Genomic DNA, 13,893 nt, shown 5'->3' on the forward strand with positions numbered 1-13,893 from the left:
GTAGGCCTGGGCAACTCCGATGTCACGCTGTCAGGGCAGTCGGGTGTGCTGTCGGCGGATTGCCTGAAGCCAGCCTATGCCCCCAGCCTGCTGACGACATGTGGTCGCATTCCTATTCCGTAGAGACCATGTTGGAGGTGTTGTTGTAGTCGCCCTGCTCGGACGGCAGCACGACCTCGAACCGTGAACCCGGGCAGGTGGTCATTCGTCTCAAGAAGCTTTGCGCTTCAATGCGCGAAATCCAGGAGGCGGCTGTCTAAGCAGGCAGACGTGGGGTCTCAGAGGTACTTTGTAATGGCTTTGAATTCCTCGATGGGCCCTCTCTCCGCGCGCGGTACGGCGCCGACCACGTGATCAAGGCAGTGGTCAAGGTGGTCGTGAATAAGGGTGCGCTTCGCGTTGGAAATCGCCGTCTCAACCGCCTGGAGCTGCTGGGCAACGTCGAGGCAGGACCGTCCGGCTTCGATCATCTCCATAACAGAGCGGAGATGCCCTTCCGCCCTGCGTAGGCGCTTCATAACTTCCGGATGGGAGGCGTGAACGTGCGGTTTGGACATGAAATGTCCTATCGACCTGGGAGGTATTAGGTCAAGCGGCGATAGCAACCTCGCCAGGGTCAGCATTGCGCTGAACGGCGGGGGAGGCTGACCACAACGAGTTCCTGCTGAGTGTGTCCAGCCCCAGAGTTTGCGCTCCCGGAGATGCGCACGGCGACAGGCCGTTGCTGACACAAATGCTGAACCTCGACGCTATTAGGTTCACGCCGAACCTTCAAAGACTTGACGCACGGCCCGATCACCGTGGCATCTCCAATGTGCCCTCATCCTGGCCCAAATTGCCACTGTCGCGCCGATGTCGGCCGAGGCCGGGGCACAGGGAGTCTGGGAAGGAGTGATCCCTGGAGGGGGTTCGCAGTGGTACATCAACCGGCGCCCGGTCAAACGTGTCAAATGGTACCAAAACCAGGAGGGAGGAGCACTGAACGCCAGCCGAAGGCGCTCAACTGTTGAGCTTGGGTCCGGACGAGGTGATCAGCCCTTCTGTCCTTGTGGCTCGGCACAGCCTGACAGCACCAGACTTGGAGGGAGCGAGGTTTGATCCCTTGATCTGCTCCTCCGGCATCACCTGCGTATCTGGACAAGCGTTGGAGGTCAGTGCGGCTCACGGAGCAGGTTCGGGCTACCGTCCCCGCCACGAGGAGCTCCCCGCGGGCGAGCAGATGCCGATGTGCAGCTCGAACAATTCAGAAAGAGCAGCAGCTCAGCCATACTCCAGGCTGCGACACTCAAGGTTACTCAAGCTTGTGGCATTGGGGATCCGTATAGCCCGGTCCAAGGGCTGACGAGGTGCGTGGTCGTAGTTTCGGCACCGTTGGTCTCTGCCACCGGAGACCACGGCACAGGAACGTGGACAATGATCCGTAATCGCATTCTTTCGGCTGCGCTCGCAGGTACGCTAGCGGCCTTTACCGTTGGTGGTGCGGCCCTGGCGGCCCCGGAAGGCCAGCGGCAGCGTGGCAGCACCGAGCATCAAACGGAGGCAGCTGCTGTGTTGGGGGCGCGCATCGCACCTGCCGATGCAGTCACGGCGGCTGAGCGTATTGCGAGCGGCCGTGCGGTCAAGCTTTCGATGGAGCACGAAAATGGCGCCCGACTGTATGAGGTTCGGGTGGCCTCCGGCGACCAGATGGTAACAGTGATAATTGATCCTTCTACAGGTGCCGGGCGCGCCATAGAAAACCAGGGTTTCCTTAGCCGTCTCCTGGATCGCGCGGACAAGGATGAGTTGCAGGCAATGCTCCAGGCGTCGACCACCCTTGGCCAAGCGATCGCTGCTGCCGAGCATGCCGCTGGCAGTGGCCGCGCCGTTGAGGCGTCCTGGGAGGACGATGGTCAGGCGCACGGCTATGAGGTCGAGGTAGCCCGGGAAGGCGGCTCCGTCACAAAGCTCTTTGTAGACGCAGCCAGTGGACAGGCCCGTGTCGTGGGTCAGCCTGCTTTGAACGGCAATAGGGGGCAGGTTCGCTGAAAGGCGGGGCTGGGATCACCCGGGGGCACCATGGCGGCAGCCAAGAATGTTCCCGGCGTTCCGACCCCGAATGACGAACCTGTACGGAGCCTGCCGACATGACAAACCTTGCCGCTCAGCGCACAACGCCGATGCTCAACAAGGTGCCGGAAGTCACTATCTATTTCTGGATCATCAAGATCTTGGCGACGACGGTCGGTGAGACTGGCGCCGATTTTATGTCAGTGACGCTGAACTTGGGGCTCGGCGGCACGTCTATGCTTATGGCTATCCTGCTGGCGGCGGTGCTCGCCATGCAGATACGGGCACAGCGTTACGTGCCCTGGATCTACTGGTTCACCACAGTTCTCGTGAGCGTTGTCGGCACGTTGATCACCGACAGCATGGTTGACATTCTCGGTGTTAGTCTTCCAGCTGCGACAGCTGGCTTTGCCGTCGCGCTCACGGCGACCTTTGCCGCATGGTACGCTTCGGAGCGCACGCTTTCCATCCACAGCATCCATACACGACGGCGCGAACTGTTTTACTGGGCGGCAATCCTTTTTACGTTTGCCCTCGGCACAGCCGCAGGCGATCTCACAGCAGAAGGCCTTGGCCTCGGTTATGCGCCGTCTGCCCTGGCATTCGGTGCGCTGATCTCGCTGGTGACGATGGCCTATTATTCTCTGGGCGCCAATGCGATCCTGACCTTCTGGATCGCCTATATTCTTACGCGTCCTCTCGGTGCATCCCTGGGTGATTTGCTGTCACAGCCGACAACGAACGGTGGGATAGGCCTGGGAACGGTGCTGACGAGCATCATGTTCATTGCCATCATCGGATCACTGGTCGTCTGGTTGAGCCTCGGTGGGCGCGACCCTGATCTGGGGCGCACGACAGCCGAGCGCTGATGCGGGCGATCTTGCCCGGCTTAGATAGAGGGCCACCCCGGCATCTATGGGACTGGCCCTCACCATGTCTGCCCTGCACGCATCTTCTGGCTGCGCCCCCCTGGTTTGCAACCAGCCCGGCGCAGTTTGCGGCAGAAGCGAACACCACATTGGGAAACCGTATAGCGACAGCCAATGAAGGGCAGCCGGGACAGTGACAATCTCCACTCGGCGCCATCGGCTGCACTGCAGGCCACTAGCCAGAAGGAGACCAAGCTGATGGACAGCCGACAATCAGCCCGCGACGCCTTGGTGCAGGAGGCACAACTCGAATTGCATTTGACGTCGAATGGTCCCGTTCCGGCATCAGCGGCGTTGGATAGTAGGCTAATGCCCAGTACACCGGACCCTGTTGCCTACGCGATGGGCTACCGGGGGACCACTCACCCTGCACCCCGCAATCCCGCTGCGACACAGAACACGGGCATGCGGGCTTGGCAGACCATCTTGAGCGTTGGTGCGTGCCACGTTCACGCGATCAGTCTAGAGGACTGGAGTACAGAGAAGGCACCGACTACTCTTATCGTCGCCCCTGACCAGGGTTCAGGCAGTAACCGGATGTTGCGGCTGATCTCACCTAACCCTCACAGTGTACTGGTCAGCGCCACCACCTGCGGCGCCCTGGAGCTTGCAGGCGGCGCTAGCCAGCCTTTGACTTACGCAGCCAAAGCGCTGCTGGACGTCAACCGCGCACCGCCAGTTGCGCCACGAATCCCCTGCGCTCCCGGTGGGTTGCTGGCGCTGCTGCAGAACCAAGGCAGAGGGGGCGGAGATGCCTGAGGCCAGACAAGTTGGGCCAACGGTACCGGGGGTGCATGCCATCACAACCCGTCTCGCCCACCCGGGCGTCGTGACGATTGTTGCGGCGCAACTCGCTACCAGTTCGGTTATGACGCCGCCCCCGCGAGACGGTGGAGGAGCGGGGGACCTTTGGTTCGCGGCTCACACGCTGCTTGGCCTTGGAGCAGTTGCCGCCGTCATGTTGGTCTGGCTGGCGATGCTGGCTCGCCCAGCAGGCGGCACAACGCCGCGAAGCGCACTCTTCCCTTGGTTCTCGGCCCGCCGCCGCATCGCCTTGGCAGAGAACATCACTAGGGTCATTCGGCGGATTCGTGCAGGTCGCTTGCCGCATGCCGCCGACACCAGCGGAGCACTTGCCCCGGCCGTGCACGGCCTCGGCCTCCTTGTCCTTTCGGCAGTTGTGGTAACTGGCTTCCTTGGTTGGTACGGCGGCTTTCGAGCGCTGCTCGCAGCCCATCCAGTGTTCACGACCCTACTCTGGGTCTACCTCAGCGGCCATGTTGGGTTTGCACTCCTGCATCAGGGCATGGGCGAGGGGCGGTTAGGCTATATGTTCCTCGCATGGCGGCGGGACCGACAGGGGACCAGGCTATGAAGATCCTCGTCGTTGAAGACGACAAGTCGACCCGGGACTACCTAACCAAGGGCCTGACCGAGGCAGGCTATGTGGTCGACACAGCGGCGAACGGCCGCGACGGGCTCTTGCTTGCGGCTGGTGAGCCCTACGACTTGATGGTGGTTGACCGGATGTTACCAGGCCTCGACGGCGCAGGAATCGTTCGCACAGTACGCGCCGCTGGGGTTCGCACGCCGATCCTGCTGCTGACCACCATGGGCGGCATCGACGATCGGGTCGAAGGCCTTGACGCCGGTGCTGACGACTATCTTGTGAAGCCGTTCGCCCTCGCTGAGCTGCTCGCCCGTCTCAATGCCCTCGCCCGCCGCCCACCACTCGGAGCGGAGCCGACCCGCCTACGCGTCGCGGACCTCGAGATGGACCTGCTCAAGCGCACTGTCATTCGCGCCGGGCAGCGGGTGGATCTCCAGCCTCGCGAGTTCCGCCTCTTGGAGTGCCTGATGCGGCATGCTGGCCAAGTGGTAACTCGCAGCATGCTGCTGGAGAAGGTTTGGGACTTTCACTTCGATCCGCAAACCAACATCGTGGAAACCCATGTCAGTCGCTTACGGGGCAAGATGGATCGCGGCTTCAACGTGGAGGTGATCCATACGGTTCGTGGCGCCGGTTACTGCCTACGCGCACCCGATTAGGACTAACCAGGACTGCTAAGCGCAGAGCTTGCGTTGCCATGTCCTTGGGCAGAGCACGACATTGGGAAATCTCAATCTTACGGCAAAGCCTTGGTAAATTGGAGGCGTCAATAGTGCAGCCGTCCGAGCCATAGGCGGAGGCTGCTACGCCATGGAAGGAAGCGATATGAGAAGCAACGCAGACCTTGTCTTGAGCAAGGTTCCCGAAGTCACCCTTGGGTTCTGGATCATCAAGATCGCTGCAACCACGCTGGGTGAAACAGCGGGTGACGCGGTGACGATGACTCTGGGTTTGGGTTACCTGGTTGGGACCGCCATCTTCGCCACCGCTGTTGCGATCGCGGTTACTGCCCAGGTCACTGCAAAGCGGTTCAACCCGTTCCTCTACTGGGCCGTCATCGTCGCAACCACGACCGCTGGAACAACACTGGCGGACTTCGCGGACCGCTCTTTGGGCATCGGCTATGTCGGAGGCTCGTCGTTGCTCTTTGTCCTCCTCATGGCGACGCTTGGCCTATGGTATCGTTCGCTCGGCTCCGTCTCGATCTATACCGTCACCTCACCCCGGGCTGAGGTATTCTACTGGGCAACGATCATGTTCTCCCAGACGTTGGGCACGGCACTTGGCGACTTCCTGGCCGACACTGGCGGGCTCGGGTACGGGGGTGGGGCAATCGTCTTTGGCGGCGCCCTAGCGGTGGTCGCAGCAGCCTACTTCTGGACCAATCTGTCGCGGACATTGCTGTTTTGGGCCGCCTTCATTCTCACGCGGCCACTCGGCGCGATGGTGGGCGATTTCCTCGACAAGCCCTTGGCGGACGGCGGACTGGCACTGGGCCGCTTCTCGGCCTCCGCGGTGCTTGCTGCCTTTATGCTGGCCTGCATCCTGCTCCTGCCCCAGAGAGCGGGCAGACACCCGGGGGGAAGTGAGCAGGCTCTATAATGCTAACCCAGGGACGGTGTGCCTTCTGGCGCTCCCAAGATATCGCTTGGACCTACCACGCCGTACGGCAGCTTCAAATCGCTCAGATGCCGCGGTCGTGCGCAGAGCAGCAGCTATCCGCTGGGGCGCACAGCCCTGCGGGAGAGCAATCCGGTACAGAAGGCATTCTGATTTTTGGTCGTGAACTCAGCCGCCAGCTATGCCGCAGTCATCGCACCCATGGTGGTTGGATCAGCCTGCCTCTTACTGGCACCCGAGATCATCCTGCCCGCGTAGAACTCGGAGCCATTACGCCTGCGTCTTCAACGGAGCGCCCCTGACTTGACCGGCAACGGAACACAAGGCCGCAGGGCGCCCGTATCCTGGCTTAGAGGACCGGGCGGCTTTGCACGACTACAGAATTCCACCGGGTTTCGGCTCACTCTGCTCTACGCCGTTGTGTTTGCTCTCTCCTCCATCGTGTTGTTTGGTCTCGTCCATTGGACAACGGTAGGAGCGCTACGGCAGCAAATCGGCGATGCAGTGGAGGTCGACCTCGGCGAACTGATGCGTACAGGAAACCGGCAGGGCGCGCGCACAGCCGAAACTCTCGCGCGTGTTCTGGCGGAACAGGAGGGCACCGACATGGTGCATGCAGGCTCCCACTACGCTGTCGAGAACGCTGCAGGTCAACGCTTGGTCGGCGCCTTACCTGCCCTGCCGCCGCACACGGCCGCCAATGGTTGGTTTGAAATCGGAGACGACGAAACCGCACTCCTGGGCAAGGTCGTTACCCTTTCTGGAGGTGGGCGGTTGGCCGTTGCACGTGATGCCGCCCGTCTCGATGAAACCGCTGATCTTGTCGAGAATGCATTCTTCTGGGCCGCTGGAGTCATGCTGCTGCTTGGTCTTGGAGGCGGCCTGATCGTCGCACAGGGCTTCCTACACCGCGTGGATGCGATTGCCGCTACGGCAGCAGCGATTGCGCAGGGCGAGTTGGACCGTAGAGTGCCGGTCCCGGTCGCCGGTCCAGTCGACGAAATGGACCGGCTCGGCGTCGCCATCAACGCCATGCTCGACCGCATCCGTGACCTGATGGAGGAGCTGCGTCGAACCAGTTCGGCCATTGCGCATGATCTACGCACACCACTGTCGCGCCTCCGCCAAGGCCTTGAGGCTGCCCGGGATGGGGCACCGACGCCTGCTGGGTACGAGGCGGCAGTAGAGGCAGCCATTGCCGAAACCGACGCTATCCTCCGCGGCTTCGCGGCCTTGCTTCGCATAGCGCAAGTTGAGACAGGGGCACGCCGAGCTGCGTTTGCTCCAGTCGATCTCTCATCCGTTGCCGTTGACCTAGTTGAGGCCTACGGACCATCAGCAGAAGAATCAGGGCGTAGCCTGACGACCGTCATCGAACCGGGTGTCATGGTGATCGGTGATAGGGAACTGCTGGTGCAAGCGCTGGCTAATCTCCTGGAGAACGCTCTCCGTTATACGCTTGCAGGCACATTGATCGTCGTAGGCGTCGTGGGGCCTCAAACCGATATGGGGCCAGCACTCATCGTCGAGGACAATGGACCAGGCATCCCGCCTGAAGCTCGTGGGCAGGTGCTGCGCCCCTTCCATCGTATGGATCCAAGCCGCTCCGACGAGGGGAGTGGTCTAGGCCTTACTCTCGTCGCAGCAGTAGCGAAGCTGCATGACGCTGCTTTGGAGCTCACGGCGGCGAGGTCGGACGGACACGGTCTGCGTGTCACACTTCGCTTCTCGTAGGCAGCAAGCCAGGTGTTGTGCTTACCCAACGCACCGAAGATTGGAAGACGAGGATGACTACGGAGAGCACGGCAGCCACGATCCGGGCGGGTCGGCGAGAGTTCCTGCCCATTGCCACGCTGGGCGGAGCGGCTGGGGCAGCCTGGGCCTTCCTTTCTCTGGCAAGCGAGGTGGGCGAGGGCGACACCCGGGCGCTGGATACTCGCCTGCTCCTAGCACTGCGTGAACCCGGCAATCCCGCTGACCCGCTCGGCCCACCTTGGTTGGAAGAGGTCGGTCGGGATCTGACAGCGCTTGGTGGCACCGGCGTGATGGTGATCCTGGTCCTGTCGGTGGTGACCTTCCTCGCGCTGGCGCGGCGCCGGGCCGAGGCGTTGACGCTGACAGCCGCATCGCTTGGGGCGATGGCGCTCGAACTGGGGTTAAAGGGCTGGTATGGGCGCCCGCGTCCGGAGTTGGTGCCCCACGGCGCTCGTGTCTTCACTGCAAGCTTCCCAAGCGGGCACGCAACCCTCTCAGCGGCTGTCTTCTTGGTCATCGGCGCCATGCTGGCGCGCGCGCAGCCTGACCTGCGGCTCAAGGCCTATGTGTCCTCGGTTGCCGTCCTGCTCGCGCTGCTGGTCGGCCTCAGTCGTATCTATCTCGGGGTTCACTGGCCCACGGACGTGATTGCGGGTTGGACGCTAGGCGCTGCCTGGGCGGCAATCTGCTGGGCAGCGGCTCTCTGGTTACGGCGTACAGGTGCTTGACAAACGTCCGCGGCGCGTCGCGGGAACAGGCACGGGCCAGACTGCGGCATGAAAGCTCCTTCTGCACGACTAGGCAGGCCAAAGCCGCCTGAATAGGTGTGTAAGAGGCCGCCGCAGAGATCTCGGGGAATCCAGCAACATGGCCCTCCCCGTTAATCACGCTGCAATCCCCACCAAAGGATAAACTGATGGACCTGACTGCGCTGGTTTCCGCCCTGCTAATGGGGCTGGTGGAAGGGCTTACCGAGTTCCTGCCTATCTCCTCAACCGGCCATCTGATCCTGTTAGGGGAAGCGATCGGCTTTCGTGGGCCGCCAGGCAAGGTGTTCGAGATCTCCATCCAGCTCGGGGCCATCCTCGCAGTTATCTGGATCTTCCGGGCAAAGCTTTGGCGCCTTGCCCTTGGGATGTGGCGTCCGGCGACAGCAGAACGGCGGTACGTTATCAACCTCCTGCTCGCTTTCCTTCCCGCATTGGTTTTGGGTGCCACACTTTACAAGACGATCACCACACTGCTGTTTAGCCCGCTAGTGGTAGCTCTGGCGCTCGTGGCCGGAGGAGTGGCTATCATACTAATCGAACGGTTCCGCCCCGAGGCGCGCGTGCATGAGATCTCCGAGATTAGGCCGGGGACCGCGTTGCTGGTTGGCTGTGGCCAGGTACTAGCGATGGTGCCCGGCACGTCCCGGTCGGCCGCCACGATCATCGCGGCCTTGCTGCTGGGAGTAGACCGCCGTGCCGCAGCCGAGTTCAGCTTCGTGCTTGCAATCCCAACGATGCTTGCGGCCACAGTGTTCAGCCTGTGGAAGGCTAGGGCGGACCTCGACGTCTCGCAGACGGGGCTGATTGCGGTGGGATTCATCACCGCTTTCGCCACCGCATTGTTGGTGGTCCGCTGGGTACTCGCAATCATCAGCCGTATGGGGTTTGCACCGTTCGGCTGGTACCGCATCACACTCGGGACAGTGGCGCTCGCCTGGTTGGCGCTGCGGTGATCCATATGTGGCGTATAAGGAGTTGATTTCTACGAGATGGGTTGGTGACCGGATCTGTAGGAGCGAATTGTTACGAAAGGGCAAGAGCATCGGCATTCCTGGAGGGGACGCCTATGGGGCCGCACGGTGCTCCTCGCGGGCAGCTTCCCAGACCTCTCGCGCGGCGTCGGCGTTCATCACGGCAATGCCAAGCCCCACGATCAGGTCAGGCCAAGCGGACACCCACAGAGAGGCCGTCGTCAAACCGGCGGCGATGATGGCGATATTGGCCAAGACGTCGTTGCGTGCAGAGAGGAAGGCAGCGCGGGTCAGGCTGCCGCCATGGGTGCGGAAGCGCGCCAGCATCATTGCACAGGTAGAGTTGACCAGCATGGCGCCGACACCAACCAGGGTTAATGCCAAAGGCTCTGGAGGCACCGGCACCATGATCTTATTCCAAACGGTCCAGAGCGTGGCGAGCCCAGGAATGAGCAGTATCCCGGACAGCGCCATACCCAGCCTCGCCCGCTGCCGCAGGCTCCAACCCAGCCCCAGCATGATTAGAAGGTTGACTGAAGCGTCCTCCAAAAAATCGATGCTGTCAGCAAACAGAGAGACGGAGCCGATGGCAACTCCTGCGGCGAACTCAATGCCGAAGTAGGCGAGATTCAGCGCTGCGACCCGGCGTACGACCTGTCGCAAGCCGATGTCGGCAGCCAAATCTTCCATGAGGTTGGTCCCTATCGATCCTCGTTATGTGCCTAGGAGACCTGCCTTGCGTACTATCGAGCAGGGCCTCGCAGGCGCGCACCGATGCGCCGAGCTCCACCTGTTCTTGGACCACTGCGGGAAACCAGAGAACACCGCTCGCCTGCACCCAGCAGAGGCATAATGCCCCGCTTGAAGCTTTCGTAATTCGAAGCCTCTTGCCGAAGTTGGAGGGGTTCTAGAACAGCTAACAGCGCTGCAGGCTCGTGCTGCGAAAGCCTCACCTCGTTAACTTAGGAGGTGGACCACGTCTCGTCCAAGCAGACCTAGAAGAAGCCTTCAGTGAAAGCTTTCTGATCTTGTGCTTGATGTCTCGACTCTGCTCAGACGTGGGACCACCTGGCCCCTCAGGATGATTATCGAGCTGTCGCAGGGCAAGAAGCTGACTGACTTGGTAGTGGCTGCAGAGGACCTCAAGCGTCTTGGCAAGGTCGCCCTGGCGAGCCAGCTCCCGTACCGCGGTTTCTCTTGGAAGCAGAAGCTCCGCGGCAAACGCGTTGGCCCGTTGTTCCCACGAAGCGTTGAAGCCCTTGGGACCATTGGTCCAGCGGACGTCAGCCACTGGGCGGCTGCCATTCCGATCCACCAGGAGATGCCCGAATTCGTGCGCTAAGGACGCCCGCTCACCCTCCGGTGTTCGCGAATGCCGACCTTGAGTGTTCACCACGATAACTGGTCCATAGCTGCCCCAGGCCGCGACAGCGTCTAGATCGGGCGCTTCAGGCACTGATAGCCGACGAATCTCGACGCCGAAATCGCGTAGCACAAGCGCAATATCAATCGGTTGGTTAGGCAATACCCCCCTCGATTGGCGGAAAGCCAGCGCGTAGGCGTGGCCCATCTCATGGAACGCACAGCCAACTTCAAGAACAATGCTTTGCTGCAGATGCTCGGCGACTTGGTCGAGCAAGGGGGTATCCTGAGGCGGCGAACGCCGAATCTCATCCAGCATTCTGCGCAATGCGACTGGCGCGACCCTGGATGCAGCGCTCCGCGCGACCACTCGGACATCGTCGGGATAAATAAGATCGTCAGTTTTCCCGACGGGAACGAGGCCGAGGTCATTATATTTTTGGGCCGAGATTTTCAAAAGGCTCGCGTCGAGTGCCGCGATATCTTCAGGGGTAACCGGCGCCCGATCCCGCCACCCCCTTGCTGCGAGGTGGGCCACTGGCAGGCGGGCGGACAACTGATTTCCAAGGCTGACAATGCCTCGGAGGACGTCGTCCGTTGGTACCACCTCATGATCCATACCACGCAGAGCACCATTCGGCGCGATATGGACGCCAAGTCCCACGCGGCAGAAACGCCATCCAATCAGATGTTTTTCGATCGGGACCAAGGGGTCAGCAAACGCCAAACCACGCCAGAGGCGTGTCATTGCCTCGAGAAGGACGACGACTGACCCTTGGAACTGTGTCTCGCCCCAGGGTGCCTTGGCAGCAACGTTGACCCACTCACCGGCGCTGAACGTCAGAAGGACCTCAAACCCTTGTCCAAGGGTCACCCACGCCGAACGTCGCCGTTCCGCCTTGGTCCGCCCGATCGGGATGTCGAAACCGTCCATCAAGCCGATCAGCCTTTCATTCCGTTTCGATAGCTTAGAGCACTCACGACTGAGACTGCCACCTGTTCCTTGCTATTAGGTTACCAGCCATTGTCCATCTTTCGGGCCACCCCTCCTTGAGGACCGCCAGTCCCTCCTCGCCAATCTCCATCACGAGACGGTCGTCGACCACTCCTGAACGTAAGGCAGGCAGATGATTCTGGTAAAATGCCTGGGCATTCGGCGATGGTTCGATGGCAATGCGCCCAGCCGTGCCCTCCGCCAGCGATAATTGGGCTGTGGCCATAAGAAGAAAACGGCCGATGCCGTTGAGTTGCTCCAGTTCACCCGGAAGGTTCGCTCGGTTCCAGGGTGCCGTAGCTAATGTGTCAAGGTAGGAAGCCTGAGGACGGCGCGGCAGCTGCCCCCTCCCGCGAGCAACCTTGGGGAGGAAGCTGGTTTCGTATCCGTGGGCGACCCGGGCAACGGCTTCGAGGCGCCCACCCCCACGCGCCGAGATCACTAGAAGCAGGCTGCCTCGCACGTAGCCGCCACTACCAGGATAGGTCATCCGCGGGTGGAAGACCTGGCAATACCACCGCCACTCCCGGTCTACATCCAGGTCAACAAGCTCGTCCCGGTTCCACAGCGGTCTCCAGGTGTGCCTGACGGCGTTCCTACAAAGCTGGAGCACCACGGGGTCCAAGCCGGGAACCCGCTCCCCCGCCTGGACGTCGTGACGAACGAAGGAGAGATCCACAGGCGCCCCGGAAGACGATTTCCACTGAAACTTCTGGCTTGTGGGAATGGATATGCGGCGCACTAGAGCTCAGCCACCCAGGCTTGGCAGCATGCCCCCCGGTCAAGGCAACCTTTGCTTGCATCCAACACGTCATCCATCCTTGCGCCCATCCCACCAGTACCCTTCCTGATCTCAAGGGGGAGAGCGGACGGCGGAATTCGCGATTGCGGCGCCTCATAGCACGCGTCCTCCGGGGCTCCCAGGTAGCCCCCGAACCCTCGATCAACCCGGAGCGGCAAAGCCGCATGATCAACCCACCGCATATCTGGGCTGATCACCATTCAACTGCAGGAGGCAACACGACGATTGTAGGGACCTCACGTCCACCACGGAGGCGTCGGACAGATCACTTTGGCTAACCTCCAAACTATTCTGTCGACCGCCCGTCGGTCTCCCTTCGGTCAAGCTGTTGAAGTCGGAGCAACTTCGGGATTGCAGCCGACGAGAGGATCGAGCTGCACCTGCTACCACTGTCAGGTTCCGCCTGGACCATGAACAAACCTGCTAATCCAATCTTGCCTGCGCCACGATCGCCGCATCTCTGAAACAGAGTCGTTGGCTTCCAAGACGTAGCGGAGGGCCTCTCAACCTGCCAAGTACCTCTGGCATGCGTGGGGACCGCGGCTGCGAAGCTGTAGAGCACAGCAACGATCGACGGCTTCAACGGCGGCCCCACCTAAAGGAGGGGTGCGACTACGAATTCGAGAGCGCCTGCCGCCGACGGGGATCAAGCGGCGCTGACATCCGCCGCGTCCTCTCGAAGCAACCACGCGCGGTGAGACTGGCGAACGTGTGTTGACCTCCGAATGCACGCGGCAGCTCGCCGTGGTCTTTCAGAGGGGATAAAGATCCCCGATGGGGTGCATGCCATCCACTCCGCGCCCCACTGATCGATCGCCAAGCGTATGGCAGCATACCCAGCCCAGCGTCGACGGGCATCAGGATCTGCACGGTGCTTGACCACAGGCCACGAAGCGAGAGCCTGTTCACGTTCGCTGTAGCAAGCGAGCCTACCCTGCTGCAGGGATCTCTCCACGCCCAGAGAAGGCTTGGTGGCTGGCAGGCAGGCCGTCTTTTGCTTGATTGACGGCTTGACGTACCCGCAACATACCCTTTGTCGTCTCTCTTTCGAAAGCTGCAATCGCACGGCCACAATGTGGGTGCAGTTCCGGTCCTTGGAGTTTACATGATCCCGCTGACTCAGCCCACTGCTCCAGTCGGTTCGGCTACATTCCATGGACATTCAGACCGAATCCGCGCGAGCGCCAAGATGCAGTCTGCGGTGTCAGACATCACGACGCATCTCTTCCCTGCAATGCGAGATACGCAGTG

11 protein-coding genes are annotated in these 13,893 nt (G+C 61.4%); 8 read left to right on the forward strand and 3 right to left on the reverse strand.

The genetic code is table 11. The annotated features are described in order from the left end of the window. Positions 1–278: 278 nt before the first annotated feature. Entirely contained in the window at positions 279–623 is a 345-nt protein-coding gene (locus tag ACFFIC_RS19505; protein ID WP_456306951.1) for a metal-sensing transcriptional repressor, read from the reverse strand. 790 nt (positions 624–1,413) lie between these two features. Here ACFFIC_RS19505 and ACFFIC_RS19510 point away from each other — a divergent pair. The 8 genes from ACFFIC_RS19510 to ACFFIC_RS19545 all read left to right on the forward strand — a co-directional run bounded on the left by ACFFIC_RS19510 (position 1,414) and on the right by ACFFIC_RS19545 (position 9,466). After that, a complete protein-coding gene (locus ACFFIC_RS19510; RefSeq protein WP_377053424.1) occupies positions 1,414–2,028 on the forward strand; it encodes a PepSY domain-containing protein in 615 nt (204 codons plus the stop codon). A gap of 98 nt (positions 2,029–2,126) precedes the next feature. Further along, positions 2,127–2,918, forward strand: coding sequence for a COG4705 family protein (locus ACFFIC_RS19515; RefSeq protein WP_377053426.1), 792 nt, complete (start codon positions 2,127–2,129; stop codon positions 2,916–2,918). An 811-nt stretch (positions 2,919–3,729) separates the two neighbouring features. Further along, positions 3,730–4,353, forward strand: coding sequence for a cytochrome b/b6 domain-containing protein (locus ACFFIC_RS19520; RefSeq protein ID WP_377053428.1), 624 nt, complete (start codon positions 3,730–3,732; stop codon positions 4,351–4,353). After that, complete coding sequence (locus ACFFIC_RS19525) at positions 4,350–5,027, forward strand: winged helix-turn-helix domain-containing protein (RefSeq protein ID WP_377053430.1); 678 nt, start codon at positions 4,350–4,352, stop codon at positions 5,025–5,027. Before ACFFIC_RS19520 ends, ACFFIC_RS19525 begins: the two co-directional genes overlap by 4 nt. A gap of 190 nt (positions 5,028–5,217) precedes the next feature. Then, entirely contained in the window at positions 5,218–5,970 is a 753-nt protein-coding gene (locus ACFFIC_RS19530) for a COG4705 family protein (protein ID WP_377053432.1), read from the forward strand. A 321-nt stretch (positions 5,971–6,291) separates the two neighbouring features. Next, positions 6,292–7,722: a sensor histidine kinase gene (locus ACFFIC_RS19535; RefSeq protein WP_377053434.1), complete on the forward strand. Its 1,431-nt coding sequence runs from the start codon at positions 6,292–6,294 to the stop codon at positions 7,720–7,722. Positions 7,723–7,775: 53 nt separating this feature from the next. Beyond that, on the forward strand, positions 7,776–8,471 hold the full coding sequence (locus ACFFIC_RS19540; protein ID WP_377053436.1) for a phosphatase PAP2 family protein: 696 nt from the start codon (positions 7,776–7,778) through the stop codon (positions 8,469–8,471). A 188-nt stretch (positions 8,472–8,659) separates the two neighbouring features. After that, complete coding sequence (locus ACFFIC_RS19545) at positions 8,660–9,466, forward strand: undecaprenyl-diphosphate phosphatase (protein ID WP_377053438.1); 807 nt, start codon at positions 8,660–8,662, stop codon at positions 9,464–9,466. Between the two features lie 111 nt (positions 9,467–9,577). On the opposite strand, the gene ACFFIC_RS19550 is transcribed toward ACFFIC_RS19545, so the two are convergent. Both ACFFIC_RS19550 and ACFFIC_RS19555 read right to left on the reverse strand, forming a co-directional pair. Then, complete coding sequence (locus tag ACFFIC_RS19550) at positions 9,578–10,174, reverse strand: cation transporter (RefSeq protein ID WP_377053440.1); 597 nt, start codon at positions 10,172–10,174, stop codon at positions 9,578–9,580. Positions 10,175–10,433: 259 nt separating this feature from the next. Then, positions 10,434–11,780 (reverse strand): ImmA/IrrE family metallo-endopeptidase, encoded by a 1,347-nt coding sequence (locus ACFFIC_RS19555; protein WP_377053442.1) that lies wholly within the window; start codon positions 11,778–11,780, stop codon positions 10,434–10,436. Positions 11,781–13,893: the final 2,113 nt, after the last annotated feature.

The organism is Muricoccus vinaceus, assembly GCF_042433125.1.
Lineage (GTDB): Bacteria > Pseudomonadota > Alphaproteobacteria > Acetobacterales > Acetobacteraceae > Roseomonas > Roseomonas vinacea.

Coding starts and splice junctions, on each gene's coding strand:
- ACFFIC_RS19550 (WP_377053440.1), bottom strand. CDS start 10,174: ATGGAAGATTTGGCTGCCGACATCGGCTTGCGACAGGTCGTACGCCGG.
- ACFFIC_RS19545 (WP_377053438.1), top strand. CDS start 8,660: ATGGACCTGACTGCGCTGGTTTCCGCCCTGCTAATGGGGCTGGTGGAA.
- ACFFIC_RS19510 (WP_377053424.1), top strand. CDS start 1,414: ATGATCCGTAATCGCATTCTTTCGGCTGCGCTCGCAGGTACGCTAGCG.
- ACFFIC_RS19540 (WP_377053436.1), top strand. CDS start 7,776: ATGACTACGGAGAGCACGGCAGCCACGATCCGGGCGGGTCGGCGAGAG.
- ACFFIC_RS19555 (WP_377053442.1), bottom strand. CDS start 11,780: ATGGACGGTTTCGACATCCCGATCGGGCGGACCAAGGCGGAACGGCGA.
- ACFFIC_RS19520 (WP_377053428.1), top strand. CDS start 3,730: ATGCCTGAGGCCAGACAAGTTGGGCCAACGGTACCGGGGGTGCATGCC.
- ACFFIC_RS19505 (WP_456306951.1), bottom strand. CDS start 623: ATGCTGACCCTGGCGAGGTTGCTATCGCCGCTTGACCTAATACCTCCC.
- ACFFIC_RS19525 (WP_377053430.1), top strand. CDS start 4,350: ATGAAGATCCTCGTCGTTGAAGACGACAAGTCGACCCGGGACTACCTA.
- ACFFIC_RS19515 (WP_377053426.1), top strand. CDS start 2,127: ATGACAAACCTTGCCGCTCAGCGCACAACGCCGATGCTCAACAAGGTG.